The 16,424-nt window shown below is 71.7% G+C and carries 21 protein-coding genes; 14 read left to right on the top strand and 7 right to left on the bottom strand.

What is annotated here, in order from left to right; all coding sequences use genetic code 11:
* Nucleotides 1-136: 136 nt before the first annotated feature.
* Complete coding sequence (locus tag ABZT03_RS02920) at nt 137-334, top strand: hypothetical protein (RefSeq protein ID WP_356032600.1); 198 nt, start codon at nt 137-139, stop codon at nt 332-334.
* Between the two features lie 64 nt (nt 335-398).
* Here ABZT03_RS02920 and ABZT03_RS02915 read toward each other — a convergent pair whose 3' ends face one another.
* The 6 genes from ABZT03_RS02915 to ABZT03_RS02890 form a co-directional block, all read right to left on the bottom strand.
* Nucleotides 399-1,835, bottom strand: coding sequence for a HAMP domain-containing sensor histidine kinase (locus ABZT03_RS02915; protein WP_356032598.1), 1,437 nt, complete (start codon nt 1,833-1,835; stop codon nt 399-401).
* Entirely contained in the window at nt 1,832-2,566 is a 735-nt protein-coding gene (locus tag ABZT03_RS02910; RefSeq protein WP_356032595.1) for a response regulator transcription factor, read from the bottom strand. The genes ABZT03_RS02915 and ABZT03_RS02910 overlap by 4 nt, the downstream gene beginning before the upstream one ends.
* Nucleotides 2,567-2,668: 102 nt before the next feature.
* Nucleotides 2,669-2,887, bottom strand: a complete 219-nt coding sequence (locus tag ABZT03_RS02905; RefSeq protein ID WP_356032593.1) for a hypothetical protein — start codon at nt 2,885-2,887, stop codon at nt 2,669-2,671.
* A 45-nt stretch (nt 2,888-2,932) separates the two neighbouring features.
* Nucleotides 2,933-4,171, bottom strand: coding sequence for a trypsin-like peptidase domain-containing protein (locus ABZT03_RS02900; RefSeq protein ID WP_356032590.1), 1,239 nt, complete (start codon nt 4,169-4,171; stop codon nt 2,933-2,935).
* A gap of 142 nt (nt 4,172-4,313) precedes the next feature.
* Nucleotides 4,314-5,336 (bottom strand): LacI family DNA-binding transcriptional regulator, encoded by a 1,023-nt coding sequence (locus tag ABZT03_RS02895; RefSeq protein ID WP_356032588.1) that lies wholly within the window; start codon nt 5,334-5,336, stop codon nt 4,314-4,316.
* A gap of 228 nt (nt 5,337-5,564) precedes the next feature.
* On the bottom strand, nt 5,565-6,368 hold the full coding sequence (locus tag ABZT03_RS02890) for a response regulator transcription factor (RefSeq protein ID WP_356032585.1): 804 nt from the start codon (nt 6,366-6,368) through the stop codon (nt 5,565-5,567).
* Between the two features lie 264 nt (nt 6,369-6,632).
* Here ABZT03_RS02890 and ABZT03_RS02885 point away from each other — a divergent pair, with 264 nt between their 5' ends.
* The 8 genes from ABZT03_RS02885 to ABZT03_RS02850 all read left to right on the top strand — a co-directional run bounded on the left by ABZT03_RS02885 (nt 6,633) and on the right by ABZT03_RS02850 (nt 12,086).
* The gene (locus tag ABZT03_RS02885; protein ID WP_356032582.1) at nt 6,633-7,517 is read left to right on the top strand and encodes an alpha/beta fold hydrolase; all 885 of its coding nucleotides are present in this window, start codon (nt 6,633-6,635) and stop codon (nt 7,515-7,517) included.
* A 50-nt stretch (nt 7,518-7,567) separates the two neighbouring features.
* Nucleotides 7,568-7,822, top strand: a complete 255-nt coding sequence (locus tag ABZT03_RS02880) for a MoaD/ThiS family protein (protein ID WP_356032578.1) — start codon at nt 7,568-7,570, stop codon at nt 7,820-7,822.
* A gap of 1 nt (nt 7,823) precedes the next feature.
* Nucleotides 7,824-9,098, top strand: a complete 1,275-nt coding sequence (locus ABZT03_RS02875) for a hypothetical protein (protein WP_356032575.1) — start codon at nt 7,824-7,826, stop codon at nt 9,096-9,098.
* 316 nt (nt 9,099-9,414) lie between these two features.
* Nucleotides 9,415-10,155 (top strand): DUF2993 domain-containing protein, encoded by a 741-nt coding sequence (locus ABZT03_RS02870; protein ID WP_356032572.1) that lies wholly within the window; start codon nt 9,415-9,417, stop codon nt 10,153-10,155.
* 197 nt (nt 10,156-10,352) lie between these two features.
* A complete protein-coding gene (locus tag ABZT03_RS02865; RefSeq protein ID WP_350310325.1) occupies nt 10,353-10,433 on the top strand; it encodes a putative leader peptide in 81 nt (26 codons plus the stop codon).
* A 125-nt stretch (nt 10,434-10,558) separates the two neighbouring features.
* A complete protein-coding gene (locus ABZT03_RS02860; protein WP_356032569.1) occupies nt 10,559-11,398 on the top strand; it encodes a sulfurtransferase in 840 nt (279 codons plus the stop codon).
* Nucleotides 11,399-11,439: 41 nt separating this feature from the next.
* The gene (locus tag ABZT03_RS02855; RefSeq protein ID WP_004986406.1) at nt 11,440-11,727 is read left to right on the top strand and encodes a DUF1416 domain-containing protein; all 288 of its coding nucleotides are present in this window, start codon (nt 11,440-11,442) and stop codon (nt 11,725-11,727) included.
* Nucleotides 11,728-11,825: 98 nt separating this feature from the next.
* The gene (locus tag ABZT03_RS02850; protein WP_356032565.1) at nt 11,826-12,086 is read left to right on the top strand and encodes a DUF3099 domain-containing protein; all 261 of its coding nucleotides are present in this window, start codon (nt 11,826-11,828) and stop codon (nt 12,084-12,086) included.
* 22 nt (nt 12,087-12,108) lie between these two features.
* Here the strand turns inward: ABZT03_RS02850 and ABZT03_RS02845 are convergent, their stop codons facing one another.
* Nucleotides 12,109-12,471, bottom strand: coding sequence for a DsrE family protein (locus ABZT03_RS02845; RefSeq protein WP_356032562.1), 363 nt, complete (start codon nt 12,469-12,471; stop codon nt 12,109-12,111).
* 102 nt (nt 12,472-12,573) lie between these two features.
* Between ABZT03_RS02845 and ABZT03_RS02840 the strand changes: the two genes are divergently transcribed.
* The 5 genes from ABZT03_RS02840 (at nt 12,574) to ABZT03_RS02820 (ending at nt 16,420) form a co-directional block, all read left to right on the top strand.
* Nucleotides 12,574-13,395 (top strand): hypothetical protein, encoded by an 822-nt coding sequence (locus ABZT03_RS02840; RefSeq protein ID WP_356032559.1) that lies wholly within the window; start codon nt 12,574-12,576, stop codon nt 13,393-13,395.
* Entirely contained in the window at nt 13,392-14,261 is an 870-nt protein-coding gene (locus tag ABZT03_RS02835; RefSeq protein WP_356032556.1) for a hypothetical protein, read from the top strand. Before ABZT03_RS02840 ends, ABZT03_RS02835 begins: the two co-directional genes overlap by 4 nt.
* Nucleotides 14,258-15,151: a hypothetical protein gene (locus ABZT03_RS02830; RefSeq protein WP_356032553.1), complete on the top strand. Its 894-nt coding sequence runs from the start codon at nt 14,258-14,260 to the stop codon at nt 15,149-15,151. The genes ABZT03_RS02835 and ABZT03_RS02830 overlap by 4 nt, the downstream gene beginning before the upstream one ends.
* A gap of 224 nt (nt 15,152-15,375) precedes the next feature.
* A complete protein-coding gene (locus ABZT03_RS02825) occupies nt 15,376-15,951 on the top strand; it encodes an FABP family protein (RefSeq protein ID WP_356032551.1) in 576 nt (191 codons plus the stop codon).
* A gap of 16 nt (nt 15,952-15,967) precedes the next feature.
* Complete coding sequence (locus ABZT03_RS02820; RefSeq protein ID WP_356032548.1) at nt 15,968-16,420, top strand: transcriptional repressor; 453 nt, start codon at nt 15,968-15,970, stop codon at nt 16,418-16,420.
* Nucleotides 16,421-16,424 lie beyond the last annotated feature (4 nt).

The raw sequence follows: 16,424 nt of genomic DNA, 5'->3' as shown, positions 1-16,424 counted from the left end.
ATGATGACCGCGGCGCTGGTGACGACACCGGCCGTGGTGACCACGCCGTGCCGGATCGCGTCGTTGGCCGCGTCACCGACGCGGCCGCCTCGCCGTATCAAGACCTGTGTGAGTTCCGGTCCGGTTCCCGACCATCATGATCACGCACGATCTGAGCCTCGCCGCCGACGCCGACCGCGTCCTGGTCGTCGACCGGGGCCGGCTGGTGGAGGCGGGCACGCACGCGGAACTGCTCGCACGGGGCGGCGCGTACGCGCGGCTGGCCGGCCCGCTGCCGACCACCCTGACGGACCGGCCGGCCCGGCCCGACGACACCCTGGTCCTGCGCCGGTGAACCCACCCACGGAGAAACGCCCGTGCCCGCTCGTCGAGGGCGGGCACGGGCGTTTCCGGGTGGGCTACGGCAGGTCCGGGGGAGGGGTCGGGGCGCCCGGCAGACGGATCGTGGCGACCGTGCCGCCGCCGTCGGCCTGCGTCAGGGACACCTCGCCGCCCGCCTGCTGGACCGTGCGGGCCACGATCGACAGGCCGAGACCGGAGCCGGGCAGCGAGCGGGCGCTCGGGGAGCGCCAGAAACGGTCGAAGACGTGCGGGAGTTCGTCGCTGGGGATACCCGGTCCGTGGTCGCGGACGGTCAGGACGCCGTCGCCGAGCCGCACGTCCACCGTGCCGCCCTCCGGGCTGAACTTCACCGCGTTGTCGAGGATGTTGACCACCGCGCGCTCCAGCGCGGACGGCTCCGCCCGCACGTACCAGGGATGTACGTCCGCCGTGATCGTCAGCTCGGGACCGCGCAGCCGCGCCCGGCGCAGAGCCGACTCGACGACGTCCTGCCAGGCCAGCACCCGCGTCCTGCCGGTGTGCGACCCGGTGTCCGGACGCGACAGCTCCTGGAGGTCGCCGATCAGCGACGCCAGTTCCGTCATCTGCGCCTTGACCGAGGCGAGCAGCGCCTTGCGGTCGGCGGCGGGGATCGGCCGGCCGATCTCCTCACTGCGGGTGAGGAGTTCGATGTTCGTACGGAGCGAGGTCAGCGGGGTACGCAGCTCGTGGCCCGCGTCCGCGATGAGCTGCTGCTGCAGGTCGCGGGAGTTGGCCAGCGACGACGTCATCGAGTTGAAGGAACGGGACAGGCGGGCGACCTCGTCGTCACTGTCCTCGTCCACAGGGATGCGGATGCTCAGGTCCTCGGTCCGGGCCACGTGTTCGACGGCCTCGGTGAGCTTGTCGACGGGACGGAGGCCGGCCCGGGCGACCGCAAGACCGGCGGCGCCGGCGCCGAGAACTCCGATGCCGGAGACGAGGAGGAGGACGAGAGCCAGGTCGTTGAGGGTGGACTCGGTGCTCTTCAGGGGGGTCGCGAGGAGCACGGCCACTCCCTTGGAGTCGGACTGGTCGACGCCCAAATACAGGGTCAGCACGCGTACGGTGTTGCCGTCCCCGTCGGTGCCGTCGCGGAAGAAGGCCTCGTTGCTCTTCGCGTTCTTGATCACGTTCTCGTCGGCGTCGGTGACCTTGACCGTGCCCGGGGAGTTCGGGTCGACGCAGGGGGCGCCCTCCTCCTTGATCGCCTGGACGTAGTCGTTCCGGCCGGGGAACACCTGCGTGTTCTTCTGCGGGGTCTGCGTGCACCTCTGCAGGAGCGCCTGGACCGTACCGGGCCGCCGCGCCATTTCCTTCAAGTCTGCGTCGACCTGCTCGTACAACTTCCCCTGCACGATGAACCAGCACGTCACCGACACCGCCGCCACCGCGAACGCCACCGCCGCCGCGACCAGCATGGCGAGGCGGGACCGGATCGGCAGGGAGCGGAACCGGCGTACGAGCCTGTTCACTCCGCCCCGCCCTGGCGCAGCACGTACCCCACGCCCCGGACCGTGTGCACGAGCCGGGACTCGCCGCCCGACTCGGTCTTGCGGCGCAGGTACATGACGTACACGTCGAGGGAGTTGGACGAGGGCTCGAAGTCGAAGCCCCAGACCGCCTTCAGGATCTGCTCACGGGTGAGGACCTGACGCGGGTGCGCCATGAACATCTCCAGCAGGGTGAACTCCGTGCGGGTCAGCTCCACGGGCCGGCCGGCCCGGGTCACCTCCCGGGTCGCCAGGTCCATGCGGAGGTCGGCGAAGGTCAGCGCGTCGTCCGGCTGGGCGCTCTCGGCCAGGGCCGCCGCGTACGAGCTGCGGCGCAGCAACGCGCGGACCCGGGCGAAGAGTTCGTCCAGTTCGAACGGCTTGACGAGGTAGTCGTCCGCCCCGGCGTCCAGACCCGTGACCCGGTCGCCGACCGTGTCACGGGCCGTGAGCATCAGGATCGGGGTCGTCGTGCCCGCGCCGCGCATCCGGCGGGCGGCCGTCAGACCGTCCATGCGGGGCATCTGGATGTCGAGGACCACGAGGTCGGGCTGGTAGGCGGTGGCCTTCTCCAGCGCGTCCGCGCCGTCCACGGCGACCTCCGTGTCGTAGCCCTCGAAGGCCAGGCTGCGCTGGAGCGCCTCGCGCACCGCGGGCTCGTCGTCGACGATCAGGATGCGCTGGATGTCACGGTCGCCTTCGGCGGGGCTCATGGGTTTCGGGTTCCTCGGGTGCGGTGGGACGGGCCGGGAGGGGTGAACGCTTTCAGCCTCGCACGCTTCCCGGCCGGCGGGTCAAGGACGGGCGGGGTGGGGTCAGCCGCGCATCGCGGCGAGCCGGTCGAGCCGCACCTTGCGGCGGTGCGGGCGGGCGGCGGTGGTGCGCAGCCCCATCAGCTGCGGCGGAGCCACCTCCGGCGCCCGCGACTCCCGCACGCGGGTCACCGGCGCGTGGAGGTCGTACGCCACCTCGAGGGCCAGGGCGAGGTCGGCCGGGCCGGTACCGGCCACCGTGTGCGAGACCTGCTTGATCATGACGTGCTCCCTGCTGGTTCGGTGCCGGTTCGGGGGAGGGACGGGTCAGCTGTCGGAGCCGCCGGCCCGCAGCGTGCTCAGGTCGGACTTGACGGTGTTGATCGGGATGGAGAAGCCGAGCCCGGCGCTGCCGGCCGTGGAGGAGTCGGAACTGGCCGAGTACATCGCGGAGTTGATCCCGACGATGTTGCCGTTCATGTCGATCAGGGCGCCGCCGGAGTTGCCCGGGTTGAGGGACGCGTCGGTCTGGAGCGCCTTGTACGTGGTGGTGGAGGAGCCGGTCTGGCCGTTGAACTGCTGACCGCCGAACTCGAACGGCCACTGGCCGCTGCCGCCACCGCTGCCGCCCTGGCTCTGTCCCTGGCTCTCGTCCGTGGAGACGGTCACGTCGCGGTCCAGGGCGGAGACGATGCCGCTGGTGACGGTGCCGGTCAGGCCCTCGGGGGAGCCGATCGCCACGACCGTGTCGCCGACCTGGACGCCGGCGGAGTTGCCGAGGGTGGCGGTCTTGAGGCCGGAGGCGTTCTCCAGCTTGATCAGCGCGAGGTCCTTCTTGCTGTCGGTGCCGACGACCTTCGCCGTGTACTGCTTGCCGTCGCTGGTCCTCACCTTGATCGCCGAGGCGCCGGAGATGACGTGGTTGTTGGTGACGATCTCGCCGTCACCGGTGATGATCACGCCGGAGCCGGTGGACTGGCCGGCGTTCGAGGTGGCGTTGATCTCGACGATGCTGGGGCTGACCGCAGCGGCGATCGCGGCGATGTCTCCCTTCTTGCTGGAGGGCACCACGTTGGTGCTGGTGCTGCTGGCGGCGGCCACGGTGTCGCTGCCGGTCAGCTCCTGCACGGCGTACGCGGTGCCGCCGCCGACCGCTGCGGCGACGAGCGCCACGGCGGCGAGCAGGGACAGCGGACCCCGGGCCCGCTTCCGCTTCGGCGCGGGCTCCGCCGGGACCGCGGTGAGCAGGGCCGTACCGCCGCCGTCCCCGCCGTGGTCGCCGGTGTACCCGCCGGCGGCGAAACCGGTCTGCGGGGCGCCGGGAGCGCCGGCCTGCGGGCCGCCCTCGGCGCCGAACCCGGCCGGGGCCGCGGGGTGCTCACCCTGCGCGGGCCACACCGTGGTGCCGGGTTCCGCGGTGACCGGCCGGGCCGGCTCGTAGGCGGGCGGCGGCGGCCACGCGGGGTCGACGGGGGAAGAGGCATGCTGCTGCTGGGGGTACGCGGTCTGGTCGCCGTGACCCTGGGGGTTCTCGTACTCGCCGCTGCGGCGGAAGCTCTCGGTCATGCAACAGAGCTTGTCCGCCGACCATGAGAGCTTGCTGAGTGCCGCCTGAGAAGCCCGGCAGAACCTCGTATGCCCGATGTAAAGGTCGTTCTCGCAGCTTGGCGGACTCTCTCAGACAACCCTCAGGAACGGGTGCGGAGTCTCACACACAGCCGCAGGAGCTGCGCGGCACCAGACGCGAGGGGAACACCTTCAGCCGTTCGCGGCGCGAGCCCGGGACCCGCACCCCGTCGTCGAGGACGAGGTCGACCGCCGCGCGCGCCATCGCCGAGCGGTCCGACGCGATCGTGGTCAGCGGCGGGTCCGCCAGCGCGGCTTCCTTGATGTCGTCGAAGCCGGCGACCGCCAGCTCGGCCGGCACCTCGATGCGCAGCTCGCGGGCCGCGCGCAGCACGCCGATCGCCTGGTCGTCGGTGGAGCAGAAGACCGCCGGCGGCCGGTCGGGCCGGGCGAGGAACTCCAGCGCGACCTGGTAGGCGTCGTAGCGGTTGTAGGGGGCCTCGATGAGCCGGCCCTCGGTGGCGAGCCCGGCCTCCTTCATCGCGCGCCGCCAGCCCTCGACGTGGTCGGAGACCGGGTCGCCGACCGCCGGGGTGTCCGCGGTGCCGCCCATACAGGCCACGTACTCGTAGCCGTGCTCCAGGAGGTGGCGGACGGCGAGCTGGGCGCCGCCCAGGTCGTCGGTGACCACGGCGACGTCGTCGATGGCCTCGGGCCGTTCGTGCAGGAGGACCACCCGGGCGTCCCAGGCGTCGATCTCCGCGGCCGCCAGGTCGTTCAGCGCGTGGCTGACGAGGATGAGCCCGGACACCCGCATGCCGAGGAAGGCGCGCAGGTAGTGGACCTCGCGTTCACCGACGTAGTCGGAGTTGCCGACGAGGACCATCTTTCCGCGCTCGGAGGCCGCCTGTTCCACGGCGTGTGCCATCTCACCGAAGAAGGGCTGGCGCGCGTCCGGCACGATCAGGCCTATGAGGTCGGTGCGCCGCGACGCCATCGCCTGCGCGACCCGGTCCGGCCGGTAGGCCAGCTCCTTGATCGCGGCGAGTACACGCTCGCGCGTGGCCGGTGCGACCGGCCGGGGTCCGTTGTTGATGACATAACTGACAACGGCAGTGGATGTCCCTGCCAGCCGCGCTACGTCATCCCGAGTCACCTTGGCCACGCGCGGAGTCTACGCGGATGGACCCGCTCTGGGCAGGGCGTAAAGCGGACGGCCCACTCGGGGCGGGCCCCGTGGGACCCTCCCCCGCGGCTCCCGGTGCGGAAGCCGCGGGGAGCCCGGCCTGATCCGGACCGGAGACCCTGGGGTCTTCCGTCCGGATGAGGCCGGATGAGGCCGGATCAGGCCGAGAGCCCCCGGGGCCTCACATCAGGATCAGGCCGAGAGACCCTAGGCCTCGGCGGCCACCTCGGCCGTGTCCAGGGCGGCCGTCTCGTCCGCGTCCTGCGGCTTCGCCGGGGCGGAGGCGGAGGACTGTCCGGCGGCCGCCTTGGCCTTCGCGTCGTCGCCGCCGCGGTCGCCCTTCTCGGGCGTGACGAAGCGGTACCCGACGTTGCGGACGGTCCCGATCAGCGACTCGTGCTCCACGCCGAGCTTGGCGCGCAGCCGCCGTACGTGGACGTCGACGGTCCGGGTGCCGCCGAAGTAGTCGTAGCCCCAGACCTCCTGGAGCAGCTGGGCGCGCGTGAAGACGCGGCCCGGGTGCTGCGCGAGGTACTTCAGGAGCTCGAACTCCTTGAAGGTGAGGTCGAGGACGCGGCCCTTGAGCTTGGCCGAGTACGTCGCCTCGTCCACCGACAGGTCGCCGTTGCGGATCTCCATCGGGGAGTCGTCGTTGACGATCTGCTGCCGGCCCATGGCCAGCCGCAGCCGCGCCTCGACCTCGGCCGGTCCCGCGGTGTCCAGGAGGACGTCGTCGATGCCCCAGTCGGCGGTGACGGCGGCGAGGCCGCCCTCGGTGACGACGAGGATGAGGGGGCAGCCCGGGCCGGTGGAACGCAGCAGCTGACACAGGCTGCGGACCTGCGGGAGGTCACGGCGCCCGTCGATCAGGATGACGTCGGCACCAGGGGTGTCGACGAGTGCGGGTCCCTCGGCGGGCGCCACGCGCACGTTGTGCAGCAGCAGTCCGAGAGCGGGGAGCACCTCCGTCGAGGGCTGGAGGGCGTTCGTCAGGAGGAGTAGAGAACTCATCGCGCCCCACCTGCCTGGCTCGTCATACGTACGTACACGGTTCGCTCGCCCATAACGTCTGGTTCCTCCTCGGTCCCTGCGAGGACGTTTGCGGCACTGCTTCGCAGCCGTGGTACTGGTGCGGCTCCCGCGCCCCGGGGGCCCGCCATGCTCCCCGAGACCCTGTACACCTGCGGTTTCCCGCTTCGTATACAACGCTTCCGAAAGCACAAAAGGACCCGGGGGCTGCGCTGCCCGAGTCCTCTGCCGAGCAGAATAGCCCACATGAGCACTGGTTCGGCAGGTCATGCGGCGCGTTCCGCCGATCGTCCGCATGCCGAGACGAGCAGACAGCCCCGTTTCCGGACGTTTCTGCACACGGTCGACGGGGTGACGATCGATTCCGTATACGACCCGGTCAGAGCCGTATACGACGCCTCCGCGCCACCTTCCGGTGACCTGGTGTTCGTCGTCGCGCACGGATTCACCGGCGACGTGGACCGGCCGCATGTTCGCCGGGTGGCGGAGGCGTTCGCGCGGTACGGCGCCGTCGTCACGTTCTCCTTCCGGGGGCACGGGGCGTCCGGCGGGCGGTCCACCGTCGGCGACCGGGAGGTGCTCGACCTCGCGGCCGCGGTGGCCTGGGCACGTGAGCTCGGCCACGCGCGGGTGGTCACCGTCGGCTTCTCGATGGGCGGCTCGGTGGTGCTGCGGCACGCGGCGATGTACCGGCCGGACGGCCCGGGAACCGCCGACACCCACGGCGACGTGCGGGACGCGCACACCGACGCGGTGGTCTCCGTGAGCGCGCCCGCCCGCTGGTACTACCGGGGCACGGCCCCCATGCGCAGGCTGCACTGGCTGGTGACCCGGCCCGCGGGCCGGGTGGTGACCCGCTACGGGCTCCGCACCCGGATCCACCACCGGGAATGGGACCCGGTCCCGCTGTCCCCGGTGGAGGCGGTCCCGGGGATCGCCCCCACGCCGCTGCTGATCGTGCACGGCGACAGCGACGGCTACTTCCCGGTGGACCACCCCCGCATGCTGGCCGAGGCCGCCGGTGACCACGGCGAACTCTGGCTGGAACCCGGCATGGGGCACGCCGAACACGCGGCCGCCGACGAACTGCTGGCCCGGATCGGGGACTGGGCCACCGCACAGGCGGGCTAGCCTGATCCTGTCGACTGCCGATGTCGACCGCCGAATCACAGAGGAATGACATGCCAAAGGTCACGGTGCGCTACTGGGCCGCCGCGAAGGCCGCGGCCGGGATCGCCGAGGAGCCGCACGACGCGGCCACACTCGCCGAGGCGCTCGACGCCGCCCGCGAGCGGCACCCCGGTGAACTCGTGCGGGTCCTGCGGCGCTGCTCGTTCCTCGTCGACGGCGACCCCGTGGGCACCCGCGGACATGAGACGGTACGGCTGGCCGACGGCGGCACGGTCGAGGTGCTCCCGCCGTTCGCAGGAGGGTGAGATGACCGACCAGCCGTACGAGGGCGGTGCTCCGTACCAGGGGCACCAGCAGCAGGGGCGTCAGCAGCAGGGACGCCGGCCGTACCAGGGCCAGGGGTACGAGGGACAGGAAGGGTACGGCGGGCAGCAGGAGGGGTACGAGGGTCACGACCCCTACCAGCAGCCGCAGCCGTACGCACCGCAGCAGCCGTACGCGCAGCAGCAGCCGTGGGAGGACCAGCAGGCGCGGCAGCAGGCGTGGCCGGGGCAGCAGCAGCCGCAGGAGGACCCGCAGGCCGCCCAGCAGTACACGCAGCAGTGGCAGGGACAGACCTGGGAGACCCAGGTGCACGCGCCGGTCTCCGCGGCCGAGACCTCCTACCTCCCGCCGCAGACGTACGACGCCGGCCCCGACCAGGGCCACCGGGCCGCTCCCGCCGCGCCGGTCGCACAGCCGGTCGCGCACGCGGTCCCGCCCGAGGCGCCGGCGGCTCCCGGCGCCGCCGGCTACGGTCCCGCCACCGTCGCCGGCAACGCCCGGATCACCGACGCCCAGCGGGCCCGGCTGGAGGGCAGGTCACCCGTCATCGAACCCGGCATGCAGCCCGCCGCGCTCACCGCGCTGCTGGGGCTCCTGCTGTCTGGCACGGCCGCTGTCGGCCCGTACGCCCTGCTCGTCCCGCTCGTCCTCCTCCAGGCGCTGACCGCCGCGGGCTGGTTCCGGCTCAACGGCATGTGGCCCGCCCGGCAGGGCATCGCGCTGGCCTTCGCCGGCGCGCTCACCTCCGACGTGGCGCTGCTGGCGGCGGGGCGTGAGAACGGGCCAGCCGCGATCCTGGGCACCCTCGGCGTCTGGGTCCTGCTCACCCTCGTACTCCAGCTCCGCTCGCACGCCTCGCCCGACGAGCGGATGTACGGCCTGATGGCGACGGTCGTCTCGGCGGCCCTGGCCGTCGTGGCCACCGGGTACCTCGCGGCCGAGCCGGACGCGGTCACGGTCGGCGCGGCCGCGGTGGCGGTTGCCGTCCTGGCCCGCGCCCTGCCGCTGCCCACGCCGGCGTCCGTCGTCGTCGCGGTGCTCGCCGCGGCGGGCGCGGGCATCGCGGTCGGAGGCATGACCGGCCTCGGCGCGAAGGGCGCGCTGCTCGGCGCGGGGGCGGCGGTGTGCGCGCTCGTCGGACACCGGGTGGCGAGCTACGACTACCCCTCGCGGTTCGTGCACTTCACGGCCGGCGTCGCCCTGCCCCTCGCGGCCGCGGCGCCCGCGGTGTGGGTACTGGGCCGGGCGCTGGGATAACCACCCCACCGAGGGCGGCCGGACCGGAGGATCGGACCGGCGGCCTCCCGGGGGCGCCGGCGCGGTCACGCCGGACGTGCCCCCCGACCTGCCGGATGACCTGCCGGAGCCCGCCCGGGGGCGTCCCGGGGCGCGTCCGGGCGGCCCGCCACGGCCCGTCCGGGCGGTCTGCCACGCCCGTACGAGCGGTGTCCGGCCGCGGCGGTCCCCTGTCACAGGTGATCGACAATTCCCGGTTCCCCGTCCGCGGCGGGACTAGTCTCGCGCTGGGCGGCCACCCGGTCGTCACGGACCGATCCGGTGGGGGAACCAGCGCATGCGCGCACTGCGAATACTTCTGATCGTCGTCGTGATCCTGGGCGGCCTCTTCGTGATCGCCGACCGGGTGGCGGTCAACTTCGCGGAGGACAAGGCGGCCGACAGACTCCGGACCACGGAGAACCTGGCCACCACCCCGGACGTCTCCATCAAGGGCTTCCCCTTCCTCACCCAGGCAGCCGGCGGCGAGCTGGACGACGTCGAGGTCGGCATCAAGGGCTACGAGGCGTCCACCGGCACCGGCGGCGACGACACCATCCGCATCGACGGCCTCAGGGCCGAGATGAAGGACGTGAGGTTCTCCGGCGACTACAGCTCCGCCACCGCGGCCACCGCCACCGGCTCCGCGACCCTCGGCTACGACACGCTGCTCAAGGCGGCCAAGGCCGAGCCCGGCCAGGTGGCGCCCGGGGTCACCGCGCAGATCGTGGGCCTGTCGGACGGCGGGAACGGCAAGATCAAGGTGGAGCTCGACGCGACCGTCCTCGGCGCCAAGCTGCCCCGCACCGTCTCCGTCCTCAGCTCGGCCACCGTCGTCGACGGCGACACCGTCAAGGTGCACGCCGACTCGCTGCCGGACCTCGGCATCGACCTCGCCGAGACCCGGATCCGCTCGGTCACCGACTTCCGGCAGACCATCGACGGGCTGCCCGGCGGCATCCGGCTCGACCAGGTGCGGGCCGAGCCGGACGGTGTGAAGATCTCCGTGCGGGGTTCGAACGTCCGACTGGCCGGGTAGGACGACGGTCGGCCGGACCGGCCTGTCCGACCTGTGAGACGTCGTCGTCCGCACCGCAGATGCGTCACCCCCACGACCCGCCCGGAGACCCCGCGGGCACGGCCTGACAGCCGCACGCGTCTCACATCCCGGACGATCGCATCTCAAAATACGACACGGCGGTGACATGTCCCGCTGTCCGTCCCTACGATCGACGCATGAAGCGACAGGCGGATCTCACGAAGCGGCGGGCAGTAGACCTGTGCCGCGTCGCCGCCATGCTCTGTCGCACCTTCTGAGCGGAAGCGCCGACTTCCGCGTTCCCCGCGCCCTCTGACGGGCGCCGTGCGCTGCCCTCGCGCCACGAGCGCGCGCACCTCTCTCACCGCACGCCCCGCCGTAACTGCCCCGGAGGAGAAAGAGCATGAGCCGCAGCGACGTCCTGGTGGATGCCGACTGGGTCCAGGACCACCTGGACGACCCGAACATCGCCGTCGTCGAGGTGGACGAGGACACGTCCGCCTACGAGAAGAACCACATCAGGAACGCGATCCGGATCGACTGGACGCAGGACCTCCAGGACCCGGTCCGCCGCGACTTCGTCGACCAGGAGGGCTTCGAGAAGCTCCTGTCCGCCAAGGGCGTCGCCAACGACACGCTGGTGATCCTCTACGGCGGCAACAACAACTGGTTCGCGTCGTACGCCTACTGGTACTTCAAGCTCTACGGCCACGACAACGTCAAGCTCCTCGACGGCGGCCGCAAGAAGTGGGAGCTCGACGCCCGCGAGCTGGTCGAGGACGTGCCCGAGCGCCCCACCACGCAGTACAGGGCCAAGCCGCAGAACAAGGCCATCCGCGCCTTCCGCGACGACGTCCTCGCCGCGATCGGCGAGCAGAACCTGGTCGACGTCCGCTCGCCCGACGAGTTCTCCGGCAAGCTGCTCGCCCCCGCCCACCTCCCGCAGGAGCAGTCGCAGCGTCCGGGCCACGTCCCGTCCGCGCGCAACATCCCGTGGTCGAAGAACGCCAACGACGACGGCACCTTCAAGTCGGACGACGAGCTCAAGGAGCTCTACGCCGACGAGCGGGTCGACCTCGCCAAGGACACCATCGCCTACTGCCGCATCGGTGAGCGCTCCGCGCTGACCTGGTTCGTGCTGCACGAGCTGCTCGGCGTCCCGAACGTCAAGAACTACGACGGCTCCTGGACCGAGTACGGCTCCCTCGTCGGCGTGCCGATCGAGCTCGGCGCCAACAAGTAAGTCACCCGACCGACCTTTCAAGACCTCTACAGGAGTACGACATGTGCGGAGCGAAGGCCGGCGGCCCGGACGCCTCGACGATCAAGCCCGGTGAGACCACCATCCAGGGTCAGGTGACCCGCGACGGCGAGCCGGTGACCGGTTACGTCCGGCTGCTGGACTCGACCGGCGAGTTCACCGCGGAGGTCCCCACCTCCGCGACGGGCCAGTTCCGCTTCTACGCGGCCGAGGGCACCTGGACCGTGCGCGCCCTCGTCCCCGGCGGCACCGCCGACCGCACCGTCGTCGCCCAGCAGGGCGGCCTCGCGGAGGTCGCGATCGCGGTCTGATCCGCATCAGGTGAGCGAAGGGCCGCATCCCGGTGTCGGTACACCGGGGTGCGGCCCTTCGCGTGCCCCTGGACCCGGGCCGGTCCTACCCTGGAGCCATGTACGCCCGACGACGGCACGCCTACTTCGTGATGATGGGCATCTGCATCGCGCTGTTCGTGTCGGCCTGGGGGATCGTGCGCATCTGGTCGGTCCCGGCGGCCGTCGGGATGTGCCTGGTCGCCATGGTGATCCCCCCGGTCGCCGCGATGGTCGCCAACCGGCGCGGCCCCGAGGACCGCTGGTGGGACGCCCCGTCCGGCGACCCCAAGTCCGACGACTGGTGGGACGAACTGGACGGGCGGAAACGGCGGCAGTGACACCGTCCGGCCCGCCGCCCGCTCAGTACACCAGCGCCTGCGTGCCGTCCTCCATCGCCTCCTGCACGAAGACCTGCGCGCCCGCGATCCGGATGCCCTCCAGGACGTCCTTCTCCGTGATGTCGCGGCGGGCCGCGCACTGGGTGCACAGCGTGATCCGGCCGGCCGCCAGCACCGAGTCGAGCAGGTCGGGCAGCGGCGCCGCGTGCGGCAGCTCGAACTCCGCGGCCCGCCCCGGCAGCGCGAACCAAGCGGACTCGCCGGTCAGCCACAGCGAGACGTCCACGCCACTGGCCACGGCCACCGCCGCCACCGTGAACGCCTGAGAGCAGCGCTCGGGGGCATCGGCCCCCGCGGTCACCTTGATCACGAGCTTCTTCGCCATGCCCGAATCGTAATCAACACCCTTACAACTCCGGTCTTCGACCATGAGTCTCCTGTGCGGCGCGTCACGGAACGCGCGCTTCACGCGTGTGAGGGGGATGTCGTGGAAGGTCCGGAAAGGGCCGGGAACGAGGTCGGGGGCACCGATGTCGGGACGACCGAGGCCGACGGGACCGAGGAGGCGGAGGGAGCCGGGGCCGCCGGCCCGCCCCGGGGGCGCCCCCGGGGCCGTACGACGCTGATGATCGCCGCAGCCGCCGCGCTGGGTGTTGTCGCCGGCGCGTGCACCGGCTACCTCGTCCAGGCCGACCGCCCGCCCACCGCGCTCCCGTCCCTCTCGCAACCCGGAATCGAACAGGCCGAGGGGGACGTCGAGCCGCTGTCGGCGGCACAGGACCGGCGGGTCAGGACGGACGGCGACCTGCGCAAGCTGCTGATCACGCGCCCCAAGGGCGCCAAGGACACCTCGTTCGCGGTGGGCAGCGACGGCTGGTCCGGCCTGGCCGGTTACGCGCGGGAGTACAAGCGGACGTCCACCACGTTCAACAACCTCGTCGACGGCGAGTTCCGCCGTGCGGCCGTCACCTCGTGGCAGGTGGGCGAGACGTACAGCGTCGAGATCGAACTCGTGCAGTTCCGCCAGGAGAGCAAACCGGCGGCGTCCGAGTGGGCCGAGAGCGGCCGGTTCTGGGCCGAGAAGCAGGAGAACACCCGCGGTTGGCACGTGCCCGGCACCGGGAGCGAGAACGGGAAGGCGTACGTGCACGACACCCCCGGACAGCGGTCGGGCTACCTCCCGCTCTACGCGGCCGAGGCCCACGCCTGGCGGGGTGACGTCTACGTGGAGATCTGGATCCACGACAGCAAGCCGATCTCAAAGGCGAAGATCATGGACCTGGCCCGGCGGCAGGTGGGGAAGCTGTGAGCGAGACCCGCGAGAACACCGCGAGTCCCGAGAACACCGCGAGCCCCAGAGACGCGGGGGTCGGTGAGGACGTGGCGCCCGTCCGCCGGGGCCGTCGGCGCGGCCGGATCGCCGCCCTGGCCGGTTCCGCGCTGCTCGCCTGCGCGCTCGTCGGCGGGGTCGGCTACACCGTCGTGACCGTGCAGCACGCCGACCGAGCCCCCGGAAGTCCCACATGGAAGTTCCCGCCGGCGGCCGCCGAGGACGACGGCGGAAAGGCCGGCACATCGCGCAAGGCGGGCAAGGGCGGTGCGGCTGGGTCGGGGTTGAGCGCCCTGCTGGTGCCGTTCGGGACCGACGGCTTCAAGCCGGGCCCCGACCTCCGGGAGTTCGGACCGGACGCCGAGTTCAGCGGAGCGCAGGCCACCGCCCTGCGCAAGGAGTCGATCAAGGACCTGCCCGTCCCCTCCCGCAGGGAGATGGAGAAGCTGATCGACAGGGAACGCATCAAGGGCATGGCGATGCGGAGCTATGTGGTCGACCCGCCGGACTACAACGGCAGGGACGGCATCACGTTCGGCGTCACGCTGTCGCGGCTCGAGAACGTCACCACCGTGCACCGGTCGGCGGTGAGCTTCAACGACTTCCTCGCCGCCGCGAAGGTCTTCCGCAAGGGGCCGGACATCGAGGGCCACAAGGACGCCCGGTGTTTCCTGAGCCCCAGGGGCGAGGACGAGGACCTGGCAGTCGCGCTGTGCACCGCCAACGTGGGAGACGTCCTGGTGAGCGTCGACGCGCAGGCGCCCGACCCGCTGGACGCCAAGTTCGTCGCGAGGTTCTTCACCGCACAACTCGACCGCATCGACGAGCAGGGACAGGCCGTATGACCGATCAGCCCCAGCCCCAGCCGCCGGGCACCATGCTGGCGGACGTGGTCCCGGTGGGCGTCGTGCCCGCCGACGTCCCGCCGGCCGAACCGGCGGCGACCGACCCACCTCCGGCCGCCGCCGGCCCCAGGGACCGCCCTGTCCTCCGCGCCGTCCTCCGCTGGACCGCCGTCGTCACGGCGTTCGCCGCGTTCGGCACGGGAACGGCGTACGGCATCACGCGTATGGAACGCACCGACGTGCCCGGTCTCGCCACCGAGTCGGACGGCCGCTGGGCGTACCCCGAGATCACCAGGCCGCCTCTGCCCTCCGGCAGCCCCGGCCCGTTCGCCACCGTGAACTGGGCCGAGGCCCACTACGCGGACCTGCGCGCCCTGCTGTTGCCCGCGCCCGACGGGGCGATGGACGACAAGGCGCTGCGCGGGACCGGCGGCTGGCTGCCCACGAAGGACTTCCTGCCGGTGTTCGCGGCGAAGGAGGACCGGGACGAGGTCGGCCGGCTGCTCACCGACCACGGCCTGCGGCACATCGCGGCCCGCGGCTGGACCACCGGCGACGGCACCCGCACCCGCCTCTACCTGCTGCAGTTCGACACCGGGGCGGTCGCCGAGACGCTGTACGGCGAGCTCACCGAGTACTCCGGCCCGCGGCACGCCGTCGCCGGCGCCACCGAGACGGAGTTCGACGACGCGTACCCCACCGACGCCGACAGCGGGAGCGTCACGCGGTACGCCTACGACGAGGTGAAGCCGTACGGCGCGGAGCACCTCCGGCAGGCGTTCCTGCACGCGGGCGACGTGGTCGCCCTGGTCCTCCAGTCCCGCAAGGGCACCACCGCCGCCGTGCCCTTCCAGCAGACCGTCACCCTGCAGAGCCAGCTGCTGGGCTGACCGCCGCGAGGGCGTACCTGGAAAGGAGGGCCGGGGCCCGGCCGCGTAAGCTGGGCCCCGGCTCTTGTACCGCCCACCCCGCTCACCGAGGAGCACCCCGTGCTTGAGGCTTTCTACGAAGTCCTGCTGGTCCTGGTCTGCGTCGGCGTCCTCGCCTTCGCCGGACTGACCGTGAAGAAGCTGTACCAGGGCCAGCGCTGACCTCCGTCTAGGAACTGCCGATCATGATCGAGATCCCGTCCGACCTCCACCGGGACCTGGTCCCGCTCGCCTTCCTGCTCGGAACCTGGGCCGGCGCCGGCGTGCACGACTTCCCGGGCTCCGAGAAGTGCAACTTCGGGCAGGAGGTCGAATTCGCGCACGACGGCCGGGACTTCCTGGAGTACCGCTCCCACTCATGGGTGCTGGACAACGACGGGAACAAGGTCCGGCCGCTGGAGTCCGAGTCCGGCTTCTGGCGCATCGACGCCGACCGCAAGGTCGAGGTCACGATGACCCGCGACGACGGCGTCGTCGAGATCTGGTACGGCGAGCTGGCACACCAGAAGCCGCAGATCGACCTGGTCACGGACGCCGTCGCGCGTACCGCCGCCTCGGGCCCGTACACCGGCGGCAAGCGCCTGTACGGCTACGTCAAGAGCGACCTCATGTGGGTGGGTGAGAAGCAGACCCCCGAGGTCGAGCTGCGCCCCTACATGTCCGCCCACCTGAAGAAGGTCGTCACCCCCGACGACGTCGAACGCTGGGCGAAGGCCCTCCCGGACGACATGCCGGACGACGGGATCGCTTTCTTCAAGTAGTCCTAGACTCTCTGGTGTGGTGAGCACCGACTGGAAGAGTGACCTCAGGCAGCGCGGCTACCGGCTGACGCCGCAGCGGCAACTCGTGCTGGAAGCCGTGGACACCCTCGAGCACGCGACCCCCGACGACATCCTCGTGGAAGTACGGAAGACGGCGTCGGGGGTCAACATCTCCACGGTGTACCGGACCCTGGAACTCCTGGAGGAGCTCGAGCTGGTCAGCCACGCGCATCTGGGCCACGGCGCGCCGACGTACCACCTGGCCGACCGGCACCACCACATCCACCTGGTCTGCCGGGACTGCACGAACGTGATCGAGGCCGACATCGCGGTGGCCGCCGGCTTCACGGCCACGCTGCGGGAGACCTTCGGCTTCGAGACGGACATGAAGCACTTCGCGATCTTCGGCCGCTGCCGGGACTGTCAGCTCAAAAGTTCAACTTCCAAGAGTTCAAGTACCGAGTCGTAGGCTT

The organism is Streptomyces sp. NPDC005574, assembly GCF_040605435.1.
Lineage (GTDB): Bacteria > Actinomycetota > Actinomycetes > Streptomycetales > Streptomycetaceae > Streptomyces.
The sequence above is the reverse complement of the archived record's forward strand: the minus strand, read 5'-3'. Positions and strand labels throughout refer to the sequence as shown.

Excerpts from the sequence above, each read along its gene's own strand:
- ABZT03_RS02920 (WP_356032600.1), top strand. The coding sequence starts at position 137 with ATGATCACGCACGATCTGAGCCTCGCCGCCGACGCCGACCGCGTCCTG.
- ABZT03_RS02910 (WP_356032595.1), bottom strand. The coding sequence starts at position 2,566 with ATGAGCCCCGCCGAAGGCGACCGTGACATCCAGCGCATCCTGATCGTC.
- ABZT03_RS02905 (WP_356032593.1), bottom strand. The coding sequence starts at position 2,887 with ATGATCAAGCAGGTCTCGCACACGGTGGCCGGTACCGGCCCGGCCGAC.
- ABZT03_RS02900 (WP_356032590.1), bottom strand. The coding sequence starts at position 4,171 with ATGACCGAGAGCTTCCGCCGCAGCGGCGAGTACGAGAACCCCCAGGGT.
- ABZT03_RS02890 (WP_356032585.1), bottom strand. The coding sequence starts at position 6,368 with ATGAGTTCTCTACTCCTCCTGACGAACGCCCTCCAGCCCTCGACGGAG.
- ABZT03_RS02885 (WP_356032582.1), top strand. The coding sequence starts at position 6,633 with ATGAGCACTGGTTCGGCAGGTCATGCGGCGCGTTCCGCCGATCGTCCG.
- ABZT03_RS02880 (WP_356032578.1), top strand. The coding sequence starts at position 7,568 with ATGCCAAAGGTCACGGTGCGCTACTGGGCCGCCGCGAAGGCCGCGGCC.
- ABZT03_RS02875 (WP_356032575.1), top strand. The coding sequence starts at position 7,824 with ATGACCGACCAGCCGTACGAGGGCGGTGCTCCGTACCAGGGGCACCAG.
- ABZT03_RS02870 (WP_356032572.1), top strand. The coding sequence starts at position 9,415 with ATGCGCGCACTGCGAATACTTCTGATCGTCGTCGTGATCCTGGGCGGC.
- ABZT03_RS02865 (WP_350310325.1), top strand. The coding sequence starts at position 10,353 with ATGAAGCGACAGGCGGATCTCACGAAGCGGCGGGCAGTAGACCTGTGC.
- ABZT03_RS02860 (WP_356032569.1), top strand. The coding sequence starts at position 10,559 with ATGAGCCGCAGCGACGTCCTGGTGGATGCCGACTGGGTCCAGGACCAC.
- ABZT03_RS02855 (WP_004986406.1), top strand. The coding sequence starts at position 11,440 with ATGTGCGGAGCGAAGGCCGGCGGCCCGGACGCCTCGACGATCAAGCCC.
- ABZT03_RS02850 (WP_356032565.1), top strand. The coding sequence starts at position 11,826 with ATGTACGCCCGACGACGGCACGCCTACTTCGTGATGATGGGCATCTGC.
- ABZT03_RS02845 (WP_356032562.1), bottom strand. The coding sequence starts at position 12,471 with ATGGCGAAGAAGCTCGTGATCAAGGTGACCGCGGGGGCCGATGCCCCC.
- ABZT03_RS02830 (WP_356032553.1), top strand. The coding sequence starts at position 14,258 with ATGACCGATCAGCCCCAGCCCCAGCCGCCGGGCACCATGCTGGCGGAC.
- ABZT03_RS02825 (WP_356032551.1), top strand. The coding sequence starts at position 15,376 with ATGATCGAGATCCCGTCCGACCTCCACCGGGACCTGGTCCCGCTCGCC.